Annotated in this window: 18 protein-coding genes; 9 read left to right on the forward strand and 9 right to left on the reverse strand. The window is 64.3% G+C overall.

The window, feature by feature from the left end:
• Positions 1-31: 31 nt before the first annotated feature.
• The 4 genes from LMTR21_RS01810 to LMTR21_RS01825 all read right to left on the reverse strand — a co-directional run bounded on the left by LMTR21_RS01810 (position 32) and on the right by LMTR21_RS01825 (position 4,160).
• Positions 32-1,525 (reverse strand): L,D-transpeptidase family protein, encoded by a 1,494-nt coding sequence (locus tag LMTR21_RS01810; RefSeq protein ID WP_065750527.1) that lies wholly within the window; start codon positions 1,523-1,525, stop codon positions 32-34.
• Positions 1,526-1,819: 294 nt separating this feature from the next.
• Positions 1,820-2,782 carry an acetyl-CoA carboxylase carboxyltransferase subunit alpha gene (locus LMTR21_RS01815; RefSeq protein WP_065750571.1) on the reverse strand — a complete coding sequence of 321 codons (963 nt, stop codon included), beginning with the start codon at positions 2,780-2,782 and terminating at the stop codon, positions 1,820-1,822.
• A gap of 199 nt (positions 2,783-2,981) precedes the next feature.
• Positions 2,982-3,944 (reverse strand): site-specific tyrosine recombinase XerD, encoded by a 963-nt coding sequence (gene xerD / locus LMTR21_RS01820; RefSeq protein WP_065750528.1) that lies wholly within the window; start codon positions 3,942-3,944, stop codon positions 2,982-2,984.
• Between the two features lie 69 nt (positions 3,945-4,013).
• Entirely contained in the window at positions 4,014-4,160 is a 147-nt protein-coding gene (locus tag LMTR21_RS01825; protein ID WP_065750529.1) for a histidine kinase, read from the reverse strand.
• Between the two features lie 143 nt (positions 4,161-4,303).
• On the opposite strand from LMTR21_RS01825, the gene LMTR21_RS01830 reads away from it, so the two are divergent.
• The 3 genes from LMTR21_RS01830 to LMTR21_RS01840 all read left to right on the forward strand — a co-directional run bounded on the left by LMTR21_RS01830 (position 4,304) and on the right by LMTR21_RS01840 (position 7,495).
• Positions 4,304-4,936, forward strand: coding sequence for a shikimate kinase (locus LMTR21_RS01830; RefSeq protein ID WP_065750530.1), 633 nt, complete (start codon positions 4,304-4,306; stop codon positions 4,934-4,936).
• The gene (gene aroB, locus LMTR21_RS01835) at positions 4,933-6,075 is read left to right on the forward strand and encodes a 3-dehydroquinate synthase (protein ID WP_065750531.1); all 1,143 of its coding nucleotides are present in this window, start codon (positions 4,933-4,935) and stop codon (positions 6,073-6,075) included. The genes LMTR21_RS01830 and aroB overlap by 4 nt, the downstream gene beginning before the upstream one ends.
• A 67-nt stretch (positions 6,076-6,142) precedes the next feature.
• Positions 6,143-7,495, forward strand: a complete 1,353-nt coding sequence (locus tag LMTR21_RS01840) for a hemolysin family protein (RefSeq protein ID WP_065750532.1) — start codon at positions 6,143-6,145, stop codon at positions 7,493-7,495.
• A gap of 26 nt (positions 7,496-7,521) precedes the next feature.
• On the opposite strand, the gene LMTR21_RS01845 is transcribed toward LMTR21_RS01840, so the two are convergent.
• The 3 genes from LMTR21_RS01845 to LMTR21_RS01855 all read right to left on the reverse strand — a co-directional run bounded on the left by LMTR21_RS01845 (position 7,522) and on the right by LMTR21_RS01855 (position 8,940).
• The gene (locus LMTR21_RS01845; RefSeq protein WP_065750533.1) at positions 7,522-7,965 is read right to left on the reverse strand and encodes a hypothetical protein; all 444 of its coding nucleotides are present in this window, start codon (positions 7,963-7,965) and stop codon (positions 7,522-7,524) included.
• Positions 7,966-8,114: 149 nt separating this feature from the next.
• Positions 8,115-8,630, reverse strand: a complete 516-nt coding sequence (locus LMTR21_RS01850; protein WP_065750534.1) for a P-loop nucleotide/nucleoside kinase family protein — start codon at positions 8,628-8,630, stop codon at positions 8,115-8,117.
• A 34-nt stretch (positions 8,631-8,664) separates the two neighbouring features.
• A complete protein-coding gene (locus tag LMTR21_RS01855) occupies positions 8,665-8,940 on the reverse strand; it encodes a BolA family protein (protein WP_065750535.1) in 276 nt (91 codons plus the stop codon).
• 109 nt (positions 8,941-9,049) lie between these two features.
• On the opposite strand from LMTR21_RS01855, the gene LMTR21_RS01860 reads away from it, so the two are divergent.
• Positions 9,050-9,697 (forward strand): J domain-containing protein, encoded by a 648-nt coding sequence (locus LMTR21_RS01860; RefSeq protein ID WP_065750536.1) that lies wholly within the window; start codon positions 9,050-9,052, stop codon positions 9,695-9,697.
• Between the two features lie 170 nt (positions 9,698-9,867).
• Here the strand turns inward: LMTR21_RS01860 and LMTR21_RS01865 are convergent, their stop codons facing one another.
• Positions 9,868-10,959 carry a citrate synthase/methylcitrate synthase gene (locus LMTR21_RS01865; protein WP_065750572.1) on the reverse strand — a complete coding sequence of 364 codons (1,092 nt, stop codon included), beginning with the start codon at positions 10,957-10,959 and terminating at the stop codon, positions 9,868-9,870.
• Positions 10,960-11,032: 73 nt separating this feature from the next.
• Here LMTR21_RS01865 and LMTR21_RS01870 point away from each other — a divergent pair, with 73 nt between their 5' ends.
• Positions 11,033-12,250 (forward strand): citrate synthase family protein, encoded by a 1,218-nt coding sequence (locus tag LMTR21_RS01870; protein ID WP_065750537.1) that lies wholly within the window; start codon positions 11,033-11,035, stop codon positions 12,248-12,250.
• Here the strand turns inward: LMTR21_RS01870 and LMTR21_RS01875 are convergent.
• Positions 12,208-12,867 carry a DedA family protein gene (locus tag LMTR21_RS01875; RefSeq protein ID WP_065750573.1) on the reverse strand — a complete coding sequence of 220 codons (660 nt, stop codon included), beginning with the start codon at positions 12,865-12,867 and terminating at the stop codon, positions 12,208-12,210. The two genes, LMTR21_RS01870 and LMTR21_RS01875, sit on opposite strands and share 43 nt — an antisense overlap.
• A gap of 305 nt (positions 12,868-13,172) precedes the next feature.
• Between LMTR21_RS01875 and cobS the strand changes: the two genes are divergently transcribed.
• From cobS to LMTR21_RS01895, 4 genes are read left to right on the forward strand one after another with little or no spacing between them, the layout of a single operon-like run.
• Entirely contained in the window at positions 13,173-14,171 is a 999-nt protein-coding gene (gene cobS / locus LMTR21_RS01880) for a cobaltochelatase subunit CobS (protein ID WP_057860572.1), read from the forward strand.
• A gap of 3 nt (positions 14,172-14,174) precedes the next feature.
• Entirely contained in the window at positions 14,175-14,585 is a 411-nt protein-coding gene (locus tag LMTR21_RS01885; RefSeq protein WP_065750538.1) for a GNAT family N-acetyltransferase, read from the forward strand.
• Positions 14,582-16,489: a cobaltochelatase subunit CobT gene (gene cobT, locus LMTR21_RS01890; RefSeq protein WP_065750539.1), complete on the forward strand. Its 1,908-nt coding sequence runs from the start codon at positions 14,582-14,584 to the stop codon at positions 16,487-16,489. Before LMTR21_RS01885 ends, cobT begins: the two co-directional genes overlap by 4 nt.
• 4 nt (positions 16,490-16,493) lie before the next feature.
• Entirely contained in the window at positions 16,494-17,564 is a 1,071-nt protein-coding gene (locus LMTR21_RS01895) for an esterase-like activity of phytase family protein (RefSeq protein WP_065750540.1), read from the forward strand.
• The last annotated feature ends 2 nt before the right edge of the window (positions 17,565-17,566 follow it).

Here is a 17,566-nt window from a genome sequence, read left to right on the forward strand (position 1 = left end):
CCTCGTCGGTCAGGAGACGAAACGAGGCTTCCTACTTCACCGCCCCGAAGCGGCTGTCGAACGAGTTCGTCGACACGATCGGCGCCGATCCCGAGACCCGATTGTCCTTGGCGGCCGGAGCCGGAGCATCCGACACCGACGGTTTCAGCGGCGGGCGAGTTGCGGCAGCGTGCTTGGTGTCGGGCTTCGGTGCCGTGGTCTTGGGTGCGGACGCTTCAGGACGCGGGGGCTGCTTGGCCTCGGCCGCCTTCGGTTTTGAAGGCGGTGTGCTGGCGGTGGCGTCGGCTGCGCCGCCACCGAACCCGACCTTGCGAGCGAGATTGGAGAACCACCCATCATTCTGGCTCGTGGCTGCCGGCGCTGCATTGGCAACCCGCGTCGGAGCGGGGGCAGGAGCGGCGGCCGGCGCGGCGACCAGCTTCGGCTGTTCCGGCGCGCCCATCAGCAAATTCTCGGAAGGCGCCCGATCGGCGGGCGCTTTCGGCGGATTGACGTGGGAGGGAACGGTGCCGGGCGCCCGCGCCATGAGCGACAGGCTCGAGCCGTCGCCGGGTTCGGAAAGACCGGTGCTGCCCTCGGGCACGCGGGCCGCGAACACCCGGTGCATGCCGCCGTCGATGCCGGTGTTGATGCGTGCCATGGGCGTTCCCTTGGCGATCAGCCGCGCGGTCTCGGCAAGGTCGGTGGCCTGCTTGTCGCGCACGGCGTCGGCGATCTCTTCGGGAATCACATAGGCCGGGCACTTGGCCGAAGCGTCAAATACCAGGTCACGCGTCGCGTTCGGCGGCTTGGCGGCATCGAACACGTATTTCTTTTCGCAGAAATCGACCTTCGGTTCCTGCTTCGTCACCTCGAAATGATCATTGCCTTCCTTGATCATTTTCCAGAACGGCATGTTCGGGTTGTTGCGATGCTTCGCCATGTTCGTTGGCGTCATCTTGAACGGATAGGCCTGCAACTGGAACGATTTCTGGCCGCCGAAGAAGGATTCGCGGCCCAGCGAATAGATTTCCGCGATCTGCTCGTCGGTCATCGCGTAGCAGCCGCGCGAGGAGCAGTCGCCGTGCACCATCAACTGCGAGCCGGTGCGCCCCAGCGCCTTGTCGAATGCGTTGGGATAGCCGGTGTTGAAGGAGAGATAATAGGCCGACTGCGGATTCATCTGCGCCGGCGAGATCGAATAGAAGCCTTCCGGCGCCTGGCGGTCGCCTTCCTTGATCTTGGGGCCGAGATCGCCCGACCAGCGGCAGATCGGATAGGTCTTCAGGAGCGCGAAGCGGCCGGAGCGGTCCTGCTTCCAGATTTCCAGTTCGGCTTCCTGCTTGAACAGGCGGACCAGGATCGGGGATTGCAGATCCATGTCCTTTGCCGTCATGTCGGCGACCAGCTTTGGCGGGACGGGCTGGTTGGCCTTGGCGTTATTGGCGAGGGACATGTCCCCGCCGTTACAGCCGGCCAGTAATGCGCCCGTGCCTGCGAGGGCAGCCGACGTGACGAGCGCGCGAACCAGCGACCGGTTAATCAAAGGCTAAGCTCCACACCCACCCGGGCATTTTCGCACCCCAAATCACAGCGAACATGCCCTGAAGCCATTAGATAAAACTGTATCCTTTGACCTTCTGCGCCGCAACCCAAACGAGACCGTCCAGCGGCTGCGGGTGGCAGGCATGGTCAACAGAATTTAAAGACCGGCGCCGCGGCCTAATTGCGGCCGAATCAAGCGCGCTGGCGAAAATAATGGCCGTTTAGAGGTTGTTAAAGATTGTGGCGGGCAGGCCCAAGTGACCGCACCAGACGCGATCATCCGAGGGCGAAACAATCAGCCCAGTTTGCGGCCGATATCGAGGAATTTCTGCCGCCGCTGCCGGCGGATACCGTCCGCATCGAGGTTGCGCAGCTCGTTGAAGGCCTCGGCGATCGCATCACCGGTGGCCGAGATCATCGCGGCCGAATCGCGATGGGCGCCGCCGGAAGGCTCTTTCAGGATCTGGTCGATCACGCCGAAGCGCAGCATGTCCTGCGCGGTGATCTTCATGTTGGTGGCGACTTCTTGGGCCTTGGTGCCGTCGCGCCACAGGATCGAGGACGCCGCTTCCGGCGAGATCACGCTGTAGATCGCGTGCTCGAACATCATCACCTTGTTCGCGGTGGTGATGGCGATGGCGCCGCCCGACATGCCTTCGCCGGTGATGATCGCGACATTGGGGACGCCGAGCGCGAGGCAGGTGTCGGTCGAGCGCGCGATCGCTTCCGCCACGCCGCGCTCTTCGGCGCCGATGCCGGGATAGGCGCCGGCGGAATCCGCAAGCGACAGCACGGGGATGCCGAAACGGTCCGCCATCTCCATGAGCCGTACCGCCTTGCGATAACCTTCGGGGCGGGCCATGCCGAAATTATGCTTGATGCGGCTGTCGGTGGTGGCGCCCTTTTCCTGGCCGATCACGCAGATGCTCTCGCCGCGGAAACGACCGAAGCCGCCCATCAGCGCCTCGTCGTCGGCGAATTTGCGGTCGCCGGCGAGCGGGGTGAATTCGGTAATCAGCGCATTGACGAAATCGGTGAAGTGCGGGCGCTGCGGATGGCGCGCCACCAGCGTCTTCTGCCACGGCGTCAAATTGTCGTAGAGATCGGTAAGCGCCTGCTGCGCCTTGTCCTCAATGCGCGAAATTTCATCGCCGATGTCGCTGCCGGACGCCGCCAGCGCGCGCAATTCGTCGACCTTGGCTTCAAGTTCGGCGACGGGTTTTTCAAAGTCGAGATAGCTGCGCATCTGATCCGGCATCAAAGCAATATAGGTAACATCGTGCATTGTGGCGAAGCGGTTTCGATTCGCTTCAGGAAAGCACGCATCTTCAATGATTTAGCGCGCATCTCGGTCCGGCGACCCGGCTTTCCGAAAGCGCGCCAAACAAGGCCGCGGGCGGGAAACGGCTGTTTCGGGGGAGATGGCGCGGAAGTCAAGGCGTCGCTTGGGGCGAAGGTTACTTCTCCGCTAGCGGATGCAGGTCGCGCACCAGGCTTTTCAGCCGTTCCTCGACCACATGGGTATAGATCTGCGTGGTGGAGATGTCGGTGTGGCCGAGCAGCGTCTGCACGATGCGCAGGTCCGCGCCGTTATGCAGCAGATGACTGGCAAAGGCGTGGCGCAGCACGTGCGGCGAGACCAGCCGCGGCGCAAGGCCCGAGGCCGCCGCCAGTTCCTTCAGGTCGCGGGCAAAATGCTGCCGCGTCAGGTGGCCGCTCTCGCCGAACGAAGGAAACAGCCATTTCGACGGGCTGGCGCTTTTCTTCTTCTCAGGTCTGAGCGCTTCCATCGCGGCGAGATAATCGGCCATCGCCTGCCGCGAGGCTTCGTTGAGCGGTACCAGCCGTTCCTTGTTGCCCTTGCCGCGCACGACGATCATGCGCGCATCGCGCCGCGAGGCCGACAGCGGCAGCGCCACCAGTTCCGAGACGCGCAGGCCCGTGGCGTAGAGGACTTCGAGGAGGCAATAGAGCCGCAGCGCACGCAGCCGCTGCTGGGGTGAAGCGTTCTCGGCCTCGGTCAATTCTTTCGCCCGCGTCAGCATGCGGTCGACATCCGCGATCGACAGCACTTTCGGCAGGCCGCGGCCGCGTTTCGGGCCGGACAGGATCGCCGCCGGATCGTCGCCGCGGATCCGCTCGTTCAGGAGGAAGCGGAATAAATGCCGCATCGCCGACAGCCGCCGCGCCACGCTGGAGGATTTGAAGCCGCGGGTGTCAAGGTCGGCGAGGTAATCGCGCAGCACGTCGGTCCCGGCGCCGGAAAAGCTCTCGCCGGCGCGGGTCAGAAACTCCGAGAGATCGGTGAGGTCGCGGCGATAGGCGTCCAGCGTGTTGTCGCCCGCGCCCTGTTCCGCCGCGAGCATGTCGAGGAACAGGTTGATCAGTGTCCCGTCTTTGGCCGTCTTGCTGGTACGCATTGCCCGGACATCCCCGTCGATGGAGATGCCTCTCCCCGAATTGGTCTCTCACCAATCAGACGATAGCGGCTATTTCTTGAGGAACTTGTCTGCGGGGATCGTGACCGTCATTTCCCGGGGTTTTGGGGTGACGAAGTTCGCCAGCGCAAAAATGGCGCCATAGATCACCGCGGCGATCACGCCGACGACCGTCAGAAAGCGGAACAAACTGGGCATAGGGGGCTCAGGGCGGCGAATTAACCAATGAAATCATCCATCATGTTCCCATCCCCGTGGCAAGAGTCTCTGGCAACGGCCTCGATGGGGGTAGTATAGGTGGCGCAGCGCGGGTCAAATCCCGCCAAACAGCAGGGTTTTTGATGTCCGAGACCGCCGCACCGGCACAGGCGAGCCCGACCCAGGAGGCCGACATCACGTCGGCGCTGGGAAGGCGTTCGATCGTGCTGGTCGGCATGATGGGTGCCGGCAAGTCGACCATCGGCCGGCGGCTGGCGGTGCGGCTGCAACTGCCCTTTACCGACGCCGACACCGAGATCGAGACGGCACACCGGATGACGATCCCGGAAATCTTCCAAAACTATGGCGAGCCCTATTTCCGGGATGGCGAAGCCCGGGTGATTGCACGAATTCTCGAGGGCCGCCCCGTGGTGCTTGCCACCGGTGGCGGCGCCTTCATGCGCGAGGAGACCCGCAATCGCATCCGCGACAGGGCGGTCTCGATCTGGCTAAAAGCGGACGTCGACATCATCATGAAGCGCGTCAGGCGCCGCGCCGACCGGCCGCTGCTGCAGACCGAGGATCCGGTCGCGACCGTCAGCCGCCTGCTCGAAGCGCGCGAGCCGGTCTACCAGACCGCCGACCTGACCATTCTGTCACGCGACGTGCCGCACGACCGTATCGTCGACGAATGTATCGATGCCCTGCGCGCCCGGCTGTGCGCTGGCAGCCCTTCTGCCCAGCCGGCAACCGACGGGATCAACGTCACGCCATGACTGCGCCATTGAAACATTCCGCTGACATCACGGTCGATGTTGCCCTCGGCGACCGCGCCCATGACATCGTCATCGGCCGCGGCGTGCTGGAGACGCTCGGCGCGCGCGTCGCCGCGCTGCGCCCGGGCGTGCGCACCGCCATCGTCACCGACCGTACCGTGGCAAAGCATTGGCTGGAGCCGACCGAGCGTTCGCTCAGCGAGGCCGGCATTCCGACCTCGCGCGTCATCGTCGAGGAAGGCGAGATATCGAAAACCTATGCCGGTCTCGAGAAGGTCTCGGAAGCGCTGATCGCGGCGAAGATCGAGCGCAACGATCTGGTGATCGCGCTCGGCGGCGGCGTGGTTGGCGATCTCGCCGGCTTCGCGGCGGCGATCCTGCGCCGCGGCGTCGATTTCGTGCAGGTGCCGACCTCGCTACTGGCGCAGGTGGATTCGTCCGTCGGCGGCAAGACCGGCATCAATTCGCCGCAGGGCAAGAACCTGCTCGGCGCGTTTCATCAGCCAGTGCTGGTGATCGCGGATACCTCCGTGCTCGACACCCTGTCGCCGCGCCAGTTCCGCTCCGGCTACGCCGAAGTCGCCAAATATGGCGTGCTCGGCGACGAAGCCTTTTTCACCTGGCTCGATGCCAACCACGCCGACATCTTCTCCGGAGGCGCGGCGCGCGAGCACGCCATCGCGACCTCCTGCCGCGCCAAGGCCGCGATCGTCTCCCGCGACGAGCGCGAAAATGGCGAGCGCGCGCTGCTCAACCTCGGCCATACGTTCGGCCATGCGCTGGAGGCCGCGACCGGCTTTTCCGATCGCCTGTTCCATGGCGAAGGCGTTGCCATCGGCATGGTGCTGGCGGCGGAGTTTTCCGCTCAACTCGGCATGATCTCGGCGGCCGACGCTGCCCGCGTCGAGCGTCACCTTGCGTCCGTCGGCCTGCCGACCCATTTGCAGGACATCGCGGGCTTTGCCCAGGAGGGGCTTGCGGATGCCGACGCGCTGATGGCGCTGATGGCGCAGGACAAGAAGGTCAAGCGCGGCAAGCTGACCTTCATCCTGCTGCAGGCGATCGGCCGCGCGGTGGTGGCAAACGACGTGGAGCCGGCGCTGGTGCGCGATTTCCTGCAACAGAAGTTGTCGGGATGAGAACGGGATTGCCGGGGCGCAGCGTGGGGCAAGCGTCGCGCGTGGCCGGGGCTGTCACGAGGCATATATGAGTTCGACCGCGTCCAATCTGCTGCTCGCGATTCTGTTGCTCGCCGCCAACGCGTTTTACGTGGCCGCCGAGTTTGCGCTGGTCAAGAGCCGCGGCTTTCGCATCCGGGCGATGGTCGAGCAGGACCGCTTCGGCGCGCGCCTGTTGCACGGCATGATGGGCAATATCGAGGCCTATCTCGCCTGCTGCCAGCTCGGCATCACCATGGCCTCGCTCGGCCTCGGCTGGGTCGGCGAACCCACGGTTGCGGCGCTGCTGGAGCCGCTGCTGATCCCGCTCGGCATGTCGGAACGTACCCTGCACTTCGTGTCGTTCCTGGCCGGCTTTCTGATATTCTCCTCGCTGCACATCGTGATCGGCGAGCAGGTGCCAAAGACGTTTGCGATCAGGCAGCCGATGCCGGTCTCGCAATGGATCGCCTATCCGCTGCATCTGTCCTACCTGGTTTTCTGGCCGCTGAACTGGCTACTCAATAGCGCCTCGCGCGGGATCCTGCGCATGTTCGGCGTGCAGGAATCCTCGCAGCATGAAATCCTCACCGATTCCGAGATCGAGGGACTGGTGGAGGAATCCGCCGTGCATGGCGGGATTGAGAGCGGCGAGGCCGAGTACATTCACAACGTCTTCCGCTTCGGCGATCTCGCCGTATCCGACGTCATGGTCCATCGCACCGCTATGATGATGATCAACGCCGATCTGCCACCCGAAGACCTGGTGCGCGAGGTGCTGGCGACCGAGTACACTCGCATTCCGCTGTGGCGCGACAAGCCCGAAAACATCATCGGCGTGCTGCACGCCAAGGATCTGTTGCGCGCGATCCGCGCCTCCGAAGGCGATATGTCGCGCATCAACGTATCGGCGATCATGCTGCCGCCCTGGTTCGTGCCGGAGATGCGGCCTTTGTCCGAACAGTTGAAGGCGTTCCGCCGCCGCAAGACCCACTTCGCGCTCGTCGTCGACGAGTACGGCGAGGTCGAAGGCATGGTGACGCTGGAAGATATCCTGGAGGAGATCGTCGGCGATATTTCCGACGAGCATGACGTCGTGGTTGCTGGCGTCCGCGTTCAGGCCGACGGCTCCGTGGTGGTGGATGGTTCGGTGCCGATCCGCGATCTCAACCGCGCCATGAACTGGCATCTGCCCGACGAGGAGGCGACCACGGTGGCGGGCCTCGTGATCCACGAAGCGCGCTCGATCCCCGAACGCGGCCAGAATTTCACCTTCCATGGCTGCCGTTTCCGCGTGTTGCGCCGCGAGCGCAACCGCATCACCGCGCTGAAGATCACGCCGCTGCCGCGCGAAGCCGAGGGGGAAGATCCGAAACCGAAGCGGGCGGGGACGGCGTTCTAGCCGGCGTATGCCGCAAGCGGCGTCGGCTATTCGATATCGATCGCGACGCCAGATAGTTTCCACTGGCCGTCGGAGGGAATGAAGCCGAGCTGGTACTTCACCTTCTTCGGCGTGGTATCGAAGCGACCTTTGAGGCGCAGCACGCCCTTGTCGTCGATTTTCGCGTCTTCCTCTGAAATGACCGGGCTGGCGACGATCGCGTCAAACACGGCGTGCTTCTCGACCAGGTCCTTGAAGATGATCCGGAGCTTCTCGGGCGGAAACTGATCGCGGAACGGCTTTGAGATCTTGGCGTGCAGGACCGTGAAATTATCCGACACCACCGCATCGTTGAGCGTCACCAGAATGCTCTTGACCAGCACTTCCTGGACAAAGGGGCTCGGCATATCAAGCGCCTGCGCCCGCACGGAAGGTGCCGCAATCGTCAACGCCACGGCGGCGGTCCATCTGAAGCGTGTCCAATATCGCATCGGACGACCCCATCGAGCTGCGATGGCATCTGGGTCAGCCCGACCCCGCATCCGAACGGAACTTGATGCATCGCCTCAGTGATTGTCTCACGTTTGCGAAAATCGTTCTACCGTCTCCGCCGATCTTCACAGAAAGCTGGCTGATAGCCTCATGTCAGGTAGCCGATGGCTTCGGCGAGCAACCGTTCGGGCGGGTGCGCCGACGTATCCAGCGTCAGCCTCGCATCGGTCCAGGCTTCATATTCCGCGCGCCGCTTCTCGACCCTTTCCCAGGTGACCTCGGCCATGCCCTCGATGCCGCGGATTCGCGTTTCGATCCGCCGGCGATGCGTCGCCTGGTCGACGCAGACGCATTCGATGACCTTCAAATCCGCGCGATATTTTGCGGCGAGCTTTCGCCACGCCGCGCGCGGCGCCTCGACCGGATTGACCGCGTCGATCACGACGGATCGCCCCAGTCGTAGATGCTCCTCGGCCAAGGCTTCCGCGACCACGTAGGCCGCGATTCCCGTATGATCCCGGGACAGCCCGCCGCGCCACATCGCCGCCTCGATCGGGTCGACGGAAAACAGCGGCAGCGAAAAATGGTGGGAAAGGCCTTCGGCCAGCGTGCTCTTTCCGGAACCGGGAAGGCCGGCCAAAACAATGAGCCTCTGCGACACCATCGGATGCTCACATTCTTGCGCCGGGTTTGCCGGATTACCGGGCGGCTTCTCCCGGCGCCTGCGCCCTGATGGCGAGCGCATGGACGGATCCCCTGAGTTCCGCCTCAAGCGTCGCATTTACCATGCGGTGGCGCTCGATCCGGCTCTTCCCTTCGAAGGCCGGAGACACGATATACACTCTGAAGTGCGTCTCGCCGCCCGGTCTGTGGCCGGCATGGCCCTCATGCAGATGAGATTCGTCCGCGACGTCGAGGCTTTCCGGCAAGAAAGCTTCACGCAACTTGTTTATGATAATATCCCTGGTGCTCATGGTGGTGGCAGATAATTCCGTGTCTGCTTTTCGTCAATGTTGTATCCGAACGGAGGTATTCGCAATGTCAAGACTTGAAGCCTTGCGCATTGCGTAGTCAAAGTCAGCTATGCCGATTGATTCATCCAAGTTCTTCGATTCCATTCGCATCAAGCCCAACAAGGTCAGCGCGAAGGCGCAGGCGCGTGCGAATGAAGAATCCGCCATGTGCGAATGGGCGGGCTGCCAGAACAAGGGCCCGCATCGCGCGCCCAAGGGCCGCGAGAATTCCCGCGAGTACTTTCACTTCTGCCTCAACCACGTCCGCGAGTACAACCAGAACTACAATTTCTTCCAGGGCATGAATGCCGATGCCGTCGCGCGCTACCAGAAGGATGCGCTGACCGGCCATCGTCCGACCTGGAAGATGGGCGCCAACACCGGCGGCAAGAAGGGCAAGCAGCCCAGCGCCGAGGACTTTGATGGCGCCGCCGATCCCTTCAGCATGTTCTCCGAGCTCAACGGCCGCGGCCGTTGGCGGCCCGGACCCGGCGCGGAGGCCAAGGCCGAAACCCGCAAGGTGATGAACGCCGAACGCAAGGCGCTGCAGGTGATGGGGCTTTCCGCCGAAGCAACGCTGGATGACGTCAAGGCCAAGTACAAGGCGCTGGTCAAGCAGCACCATCCCGACGCCAATGGCGGCGACCGCTCCACCGAGGACCGCCTGATCGAGATCATCAAGGCGTATAATTATTTAAAGACCGTGGTACGCGCCTGATCGTCGCCCCTGCGAAAGCAGGGGCCCATACGCCGTGGCTTCTAGATTTAATTCCACTGGTTGACGGCTTTCGCGCAACATCACGCATTTGTGGTTATGGGTCCCTGCTTTCGCAGGGACGACAGCGGAGATGATAGCTCCGTTGTTGCCTTCCAAACACTTTTGCTCGCTTACCCCGGCATGGGCCCGATATACGCCGAACTCGGCCGGATCAGCCGTCCGCCGCGCTGCTGCTCGCGGGCATGCGCCGTCCAGCCCGCCGCACGGGCTACCGCGAAGATCGGCGTAAACGCCTGCCGCGGGATTTTGAGCGCGTCGAGCAGGATCGCGGTGAAGAACTCCACATTGGTGTCGAGCGGCCGGTCCGGATTCTTGATCCGCAACGCGCTGCGGATATAGGCCTCGACCTCGCCCGCAAACGGCAGGTCGGTGCCTTCACCGGCGAGCCGCTCGATCGCGCCCTTGAGAACATCGGCGCGCGGGTCGCGGACGCGGTAGACGCGGTGGCCGAATCCCATCAGCCGCTCGCCGCGGGCGAGCGCACTATCGACCCACGGCTTGATGCGCTCGGTCGAGCCGATCGCATCCAGCATTTCCAGCACCGGCTCGGGTGCGCCGCCATGCAGCGGACCCGTCAGCGCGCAATAGCCGGCGGTGACAGCCGCGAACAAATCCGCCTGCGTCGAGGCGACCACGCGCGTCGCAAACGTCGACGCGTTCATGCCGTGGTCGCAGACCGTGACGAAATAGGCGTCGAGCGCGGCGGCTTCCCGCGCGTCAGGCTTGCGGCCGAGCATCATCGACAGCGTGTCGGCGGCATGGCTTGCCGTCGGATCGGGTGCGACGGGATCATTGCCCTTCACCCGCTGCACCAGTGCGCCGGCAATCACCGGAAAGGCGCCGACGATCGTGGCCTCATGCGCGAGGCCTGCTTCCGCGCGCAGCCCGGCGATCGCCGCCCGAAAACCGTCGATGATCGACAGGCCGCGCGTAATGCCGAGAAGATCCGGCAACCGGGCGAAGGCGCGTTCACGCCCCGCGCCGAGCGCTGCACGAACCGCGGCTTCGCCGATCGGCTGGCCGGTGCCGCCGCTCCATAACCGGGCGGTCACGCCCTCAAAACCGGTCTTGCGGGCGAGGTCGCCGACCCGCTCGCCGGCGATGATCAGTTCCCCGCGCTCGCCATCGACATGGCTGAGCACGGTTTCGGCGGCCGGAATGCCGTCGAGGCCGATCGGGGTCTTCGAAATCTGCATGTTCATGGGGCTCTCCTTTGCCTGCTGCCAAAGGTCGGGCCTCTCGACAGATTGATCAATCTTGATTATGTAAATCAATATGAAAAAATCTGCCGGCCTTTACCTCTCGGCCCGCGAGGCCTCCGCCGAACTCGCGATCTCGCAGGCCACCCTTTATGCCTATGTCAGCCGTGGCCTGATCCGCTCGGAGCCGTCGGAGGATTCCCGCAGCCATCGCTACCGGGCCGAAGACGTCCGCACGCTGAAGGAGCGGCGTACGCCGTCGCCGGAGCCGCGTGGCCTGCGCAGCTTCGACGCCGATCTGCCGGTGATGGATTCGACCGTCGGGACCATTACCGAGGAGGGTGCGATCTATCGTGGCGTCAACTGCATCGATCTCGCAGAGCGCGACACGCTCGAACATGCCGCGACGCTGCTGTGGGACGTGACCGGCGTCGACCCGTTCGATCAGGACAATTGCCCGATCATTTCAGACGAAATGCGCGCCGTCGCCGAGGCCACGCGCAAAGCCAATGCGATCGATCGCGCCATCGCCGTACTGGCGCTGGCGGCCGCCGCGGACCCGCGCGCCTTCACCCGGGCGCCCGACGGGCGCGCGATGGTCGGCGGCCGCATCGTGCGGCTGGTGGTTGCGACCATGCTGAATGCAAAATCATCGGCAAAACCGCTGCATTCCCAGATTGCCCGCGCCTGGGCGCCGGACAACAAGCACGCGCCCGATCTGATCCGCCGTGCGCTGGTGCTGCTGGCCGACCATGAACTGAACGCGTCGACCTTCACCGTGCGCTGCGCGGCGTCAACCGGCTTGAACCTCTATGATGCGGTTATCGCCGGCCTCGTCGCGCTGAAGGGGCCGAAGCATGGCGGCGCCGGCGTGCTGGCGGCGCAGCTTCTGAAGACGCTTGCCAATGGCGAGGTTGCCCCCGTCATCCGCGAGCGCGTCGCGCTCGGCGAACGTTTCGCAGGCTTTGGCCATGGGGTCTACAAGCACGGCGATCCCCGCGCACGGGCGCTGCTGGAAGCGCTGGCGCGCTCGGGCGCCGACCGCAAGCTCACCCACGAAATTCCTGAACGGATTGCCGAAGCAACCGGTGAGTTCGTCAATATCGACTATGCGCTTGCGGTGCTCGTGCACACGCTCGGCCTGCCGCCGGGTCATGAACTGGTGCTGTTTTCGATGGCGCGCACGGTCGGATGGATCGCGCATGCCTGCGAGCAATTGCAGCACGGCCGCCTGATCCGGCCCCGCGCGCGCTATGTCGGTCCGGCGCCGGGACGAAGCCCCGGCCGCGCCTGACGGCGGCGCAGCGTCCAGACGCCGAGCGCGATGATCGCCGTTGCGAACACGCCCAAAATCCAGAGATGTTTGCCGATGTGTTGGTGATGCGGCAGGCCAGCATAGTGGTGCAGCGCCGAGACCGCGAATACGCCCGGCAGCACATGCGCCGAAGCCCATGCAAGGACGGCAGCAATATTGACGCTGTAGAACCTCGCCGGCGACATCCCGAGCGCGCCCGCAGTGATCGGTACGAAGGCGCGAATCGGCGGCACAAAGCGCGCGAACAGCACGGCGAGCGCTCCCCAACGCTGGAAGAACGTCTCGCTCTGGGCCATCACGGCGGGATATTTCGACATCGGCCAGGCGCCGAGAATCTCGCGTTGCGAGCGATGGCCGGCCCAGAAGGCCGAACCGTCGCCGAGCAGGGCGCCCGCGATCGCGGCCGCCAGCACGCCCCACAGATTCAGTTCGCCGCCGGGCACCAGCGCGCTCAGGGCCAGGATGATGGTCGATCCCGGCACCAGCGCGCCTGCGACCGGGATCGCCTCCAGGAGGGCTGCGAGAAATAGCGTCAGATAAGCCAGCCACGGGTGGGCCGAAACGAATGCGATCACGGGATCGAGGAATGAAGTCACAACCTTGCCGTCCTCTGGGTGGGCCGCCTGCATTCAGAGCTACCAAGCCCGGATGAGGCCTGAAAGTGCCGCCGCCCTCCGGTTTGGGCGTGGGCAGGGCGCAAACCGGCAAAAGTGCGGCGTGATTCGCAGGGCAGCCCTCCAAAAAGTCGATACACAGCCTATCTCAATGATAAGGCAACGGAACTTTGATTGCGCCGCGGGCTTCTGCCGGCCCTTGCTCTCTGCTAGGTTGGTAACAGCCCCCATCCGCAGCCATTTAACAGATCTGGTTTCGGGAACGCCCGGGACCTCTCGGAGGATTGATGACGACCGCCGCCATGAGCAAAGTTTCGGAGCCCGCCGGTATGCCCGACATGAAGGTGTCGGTCCGGCAGGTCTTCGGTATCGATAGCGACCTCGAAGTGCCGGCCTATTCCGAAGTCGACCCGCACGTGCCGGAGGTCGATTCGGATTACCGCTTCGACCGCGCCACCACGCTCGCGATTCTCGCCGGTTTCGCCAAGAACCGCCGCGTCATGGTCACCGGCTATCACGGCACCGGCAAATCGACCCACATCGAGCAGGTTGCGGCGCGCCTGAACTGGCCGTGCGTGCGCGTCAACCTCGACAGCCACATCAGCCGTATCGACCTGGTCGGCAAGGACTCGATCGTCATCAAGGACGGCAAGCAGGTCACCGAATTCCGCGACGGCATCCTGCCTTGGGCGCTGCAGCACAACATCGCGCTGGTGTTCGACGAATATGACGCCGGCCGCCCCGACGTAATGTTCGTGATCCAGCGCGTGCTGGAAGTCTCCGGCCGCCTGACGCTCTTGGACCAGAACAAGGTGATCAAGCCGCACCCGGCGTTCCGCCTGTTCTCGACCGCCAACACGGTCGGCCTCGGCGATACCTCGGGTCTTTATCACGGCACCCAGCAGATCAACCAGGGCCAGATGGACCGCTGGTCAATCGTCACCACGCTGAATTATCTGGCGCATGACGAGGAAGTCGAGATCGTGCTTTCCAAGGCGCATCACTATCGCACGCAGGAAGGCCGCGACATCGTCAACAAGATGGTGCGGCTCGCCGACCTCACCCGCAACGCCTTCGCCAATGGCGACCTGTCGACGGTGATGAGCCCGCGTACCGTGATCACCTGGGCCGAGAACTCCGAAATCTTCGGCGACATCGGCTTTGCGTTCCGCGTCACCTTCCTCAACAAGTGCGACGAGCTGGAACGGCCGCTGGTGGCCGAGTTCTATCAGCGCTGCTTCAACGCGGAGCTGCCGGAATCGGCGGTCAACGTGGCGCTCAGCTAGCCCATGGCGAAAATTTCCGTCGAGCGCACCATTGGAAAGACCAAGAAGGCGGTGCTCGGCGGACTTCTCGGCTTCAACGCCGAGAAGATGGGGAAGCAGAAATACAAGCGCCTCGCCATCGCGCTGCGTGAAGAGGACAAGATCGTCGGCGGGATCGTCGGCGAAGTCTGGACCACGGTGCTGTTCATTCAGCTGTTCTGGATGGAGCAGAAGCTTCGCGGCAAGGACTATGGAACGAGGCTGATAAAGGCGATTGAGGACGAAGCGAGAAGGTTTGGGGCCACGCGGTCCTATCTGGACACGATGAGTTTTCAGGCGCCGGGTTTCTACCGCGCTTGCGGTTACGAGGAATTCGGTTCGATCGAAGGCTATCCCGGCGGCGTCACGCGGCACTGGTTTACGAAAGCGCTATGAGCACATCATCCAACTCCAAATTCCGTACCGGATCCAAGGAAGCGCCGACCGAGCCGTTCAAGCGCGCGGTGACCTCATGCCTGAAGGCGATTGCCAAAGCGCCGGAACTGGACGTGACGTTCGCGGCCGAACGTCCCGGTCTCGCGCCGGGCAAGGCGCGGCTGCCCGAGCCCGCCCGCAAGATGACCAAGCGGGACGCTGCGATCGTGCGTGGCCACGCCGATTCGATCGCGCTGAAGCTCGCCTGTCACGATCCCAAGGTGCACCGCAAGCTGATGCCGGGAAATCCGCAGGCGCGCGGCGTGTTCGAGGCGGTGGAGCAGGCCCGCGTCGAAGCGATCGGCTCGCGCCGGATGTCAGGTGTTGCAAAAAATCTCACCGCAATGCTCGATGATCATTTCCATCGCGGCAAGTATGACGAGATCACCGACCGCGCCGATGCGCCGCTGTCGGATGCGCTGGCGATGCTGGTGCGCGAGCGGTTGACCGGCCTTGCGCCGCCGACGGCTGCCAAGAAGATGGTCGATCTCTGGCGGCCGGTGCTCGAAGACAAGATCGGCGCCCGGCTCGACAAGCTCAGCCGCGTCACCGAGGACCAGGCCAAGTTCGGCGACCTCGTGCATGACCTGCTGTCGGCGCTCGACCTCGGCGACGACCGCGACGCGGATGCCGATGACGACGAGAACGACGACGAGAACCAGGACGGCGAGAACGATCAGTCCGGGGCCGAGGGCTCGCCCGACAGCGATGCCGCGCAGGAAATGAGCGCTGACCAGGCGCAGGCGTCCACCGACGAAATGTCTGAGAGCGCTATGGAGAGCGCGCAGGCTTCCACGTCGGATACGTTCGACGACGGCGAACTCGGCGACGACGAGACACCGGGCGAGGCGACACGGCCGAACACGCGCGGCGCCAACGAGCCGCGCGGGCCGGAATATCACGCCTTTGCGCCGAAATTCGACGAGGTCATCGCCGCCGAAGATCTCTGCGACCATGACGAGCTGGAGCGGCTGCGCTCCTATCTCGACAAGCAGCTCGCGCATCTGCAGGGTATCGTCGCGCGGCTCGCCAACCGGCTGCAGCGTCGGCTGATGGCGCAGCAGAACCGGGCCTGGGAGTTCGATCTCGAGGAGGGCATCCTCGATCCGGCGCGACTGTCGCGCGTGGTTACCGATCCCTATCATCCGCTGTCCTTCATGCATGAGAAGGAGGCGACCTTCCGCGATACGGTCGTGACGCTGCTGCTCGACAATTCCGGTTCGATGCGCGGCCGCCCGATCACGGTGGCGGCGACCTGCGCCGATATTCTCGCGCGCACGCTGGAGCGTTGCGGCGTCAAGGTCGAGATTCTGGGCTTCACCACCCGCGCCTGGAAGGGCGGGCAGTCGCGCGAGGCGTGGCTTGCCGCCGGCAAGCCGGCCAATCCGGGCAGGCTGAACGACCTGCGGCACATTATCTACAAGTCTGCGGACGCGCCCTGGCGGCGCTCGCGCAAGAATCTCGGCCTGATGATGCGCGAGGGCCTCTTGAAGGAGAACATCGACGGCGAGGCGCTGGATTGGGCGCACAAGCGCCTGCTCGGCCGGCCCGAACAGCGCAAGATCCTGATGATGATCTCGGACGGCGCGCCGGTGGATGACTCCACGCTGTCGGTCAATCCCGGCAACTACCTCGAGCGGCACCTGCGCCACATCATCGAGGAGATCGAGACCCGTTCGCCGGTCGAACTGATCGCGATCGGCATCGGTCACGATGTCACGCGCTACTACCGCCGTGCGGTCACCATCGTCGATGCCGAGGAGCTCGGCGGCGCCATCACCGAAAAACTCGCCGAACTGTTCAGCGAGACTCACGGCGCCGCGCCCGTCTCCGGCCACCACCGGCCGCGCCGCCTGCATTCGTGAGCGCATGCCCCCACCCATAGGCCGCCGCCGCCTTTTGAAATATGCAGCGGCGGGGCTTTCGTTAACGGCCATGCCGGCCATCGCGGCTGCGCAAACGGCCGTCCAGCGGCCGCCGAAGCAGGCGACTCCTGACGAGTTCACCGTCAGCACCCCGGTTTCGATCGACGTCAACGCCCGGCCGCTACCCTCGTTCGATACCCGCGACCGGTCGCGGGTGCGGTTCGGCGAACTCGAATATCGCAGCGGCCTCATTCTCACTTCGCGCTTTCGCGGCTTCGGCGGATTGTCGGGGCTGCGGCTGGACGCCAAGGGCGAGCGCTTCATCGCCATCAGCGACAAGGGCGGCTGGTTCACCGGCCGCATCGTCTACAAGGGCCGCGAAATGGCCGGGCTCGACGATGTCGAGGCCTCGCCGATGATCGGCCCCGACGGCAAGCCGATCACCTCGCGCGGCTGGTTCGACACCGAGGCGCTCGCGCTCGACGGTTCGCTGGTCTATGTCGGGCTCGAGCGCGTCAACCAGATACTGCGCTTCGACTTTGCCAGGGGATTCACGCGCGCACACGGCGAGTTGATTCAACTGCCGCTGGGCGTGCGCAAGCTGCCCTACAACAAGGGCATCGAGGCGCTGGTGGTGGTGCCGAAGGGCTTGGCCCTGGCGGGAACGCTGATCGCGATCTCCGAACGCGGGCTCGACGCGCAGGGCAACATCACAGCCTTCCTGATCGGCGGCAAGTCGCTGGGGCTGTTCAGCATCCGCCGCACCGACAATTTCGACGTCAGCGACGCGGTGCTGCTGCCCTCCGGCGGGCTGTTGCTGCTGGAACGCAAATTCTCCTGGCTCGGTGGGGTCGGCATCCGCATCCGCCGCATCGCGCTCGCCTCCATCGTCCCCGGGGCGGTGATCGACGGTCCCGCGATATTCGAGGCCGATCTCGGCAACGAGATCGACAACATGGAAGGCATTGACGCCCATGTGACGGCCGAGGGCGAGACGGTGCTGACGCTCGTCTCCGACGACAATTTCTCGATGATCCAGCGCAATCTGCTGCTGCAATTCACGCTGGTGGAGTAGGG

Origin of the sequence: Bradyrhizobium paxllaeri, assembly GCF_001693515.2 — a bacterium.
In the GTDB taxonomy this organism is placed as follows: Bacteria; Pseudomonadota; Alphaproteobacteria; order Rhizobiales; family Xanthobacteraceae; genus Bradyrhizobium; species Bradyrhizobium paxllaeri.

Excerpts from the sequence above, each read along its gene's own strand:
- LMTR21_RS01815 (WP_065750571.1), bottom strand. The coding sequence starts at position 2,782 with ATGCCGGATCAGATGCGCAGCTATCTCGACTTTGAAAAACCCGTCGCC.
- xerD (WP_065750528.1), bottom strand. The coding sequence starts at position 3,944 with ATGCGTACCAGCAAGACGGCCAAAGACGGGACACTGATCAACCTGTTC.
- LMTR21_RS01825 (WP_065750529.1), bottom strand. The coding sequence starts at position 4,160 with ATGCCCAGTTTGTTCCGCTTTCTGACGGTCGTCGGCGTGATCGCCGCG.
- LMTR21_RS01830 (WP_065750530.1), top strand. The coding sequence starts at position 4,304 with ATGTCCGAGACCGCCGCACCGGCACAGGCGAGCCCGACCCAGGAGGCC.
- aroB (WP_065750531.1), top strand. The coding sequence starts at position 4,933 with ATGACTGCGCCATTGAAACATTCCGCTGACATCACGGTCGATGTTGCC.
- LMTR21_RS01840 (WP_065750532.1), top strand. The coding sequence starts at position 6,143 with ATGAGTTCGACCGCGTCCAATCTGCTGCTCGCGATTCTGTTGCTCGCC.
- LMTR21_RS01845 (WP_065750533.1), bottom strand. The coding sequence starts at position 7,965 with ATGCGATATTGGACACGCTTCAGATGGACCGCCGCCGTGGCGTTGACG.
- LMTR21_RS01850 (WP_065750534.1), bottom strand. The coding sequence starts at position 8,630 with ATGGTGTCGCAGAGGCTCATTGTTTTGGCCGGCCTTCCCGGTTCCGGA.
- LMTR21_RS01855 (WP_065750535.1), bottom strand. The coding sequence starts at position 8,940 with ATGAGCACCAGGGATATTATCATAAACAAGTTGCGTGAAGCTTTCTTG.
- LMTR21_RS01860 (WP_065750536.1), top strand. The coding sequence starts at position 9,050 with ATGCCGATTGATTCATCCAAGTTCTTCGATTCCATTCGCATCAAGCCC.
- LMTR21_RS01865 (WP_065750572.1), bottom strand. The coding sequence starts at position 10,959 with ATGAACATGCAGATTTCGAAGACCCCGATCGGCCTCGACGGCATTCCG.
- LMTR21_RS01870 (WP_065750537.1), top strand. The coding sequence starts at position 11,033 with ATGAAAAAATCTGCCGGCCTTTACCTCTCGGCCCGCGAGGCCTCCGCC.
- cobS (WP_057860572.1), top strand. The coding sequence starts at position 13,173 with ATGACGACCGCCGCCATGAGCAAAGTTTCGGAGCCCGCCGGTATGCCC.
- LMTR21_RS01885 (WP_065750538.1), top strand. The coding sequence starts at position 14,175 with ATGGCGAAAATTTCCGTCGAGCGCACCATTGGAAAGACCAAGAAGGCG.
- cobT (WP_065750539.1), top strand. The coding sequence starts at position 14,582 with ATGAGCACATCATCCAACTCCAAATTCCGTACCGGATCCAAGGAAGCG.
- LMTR21_RS01895 (WP_065750540.1), top strand. The coding sequence starts at position 16,494 with ATGCCCCCACCCATAGGCCGCCGCCGCCTTTTGAAATATGCAGCGGCG.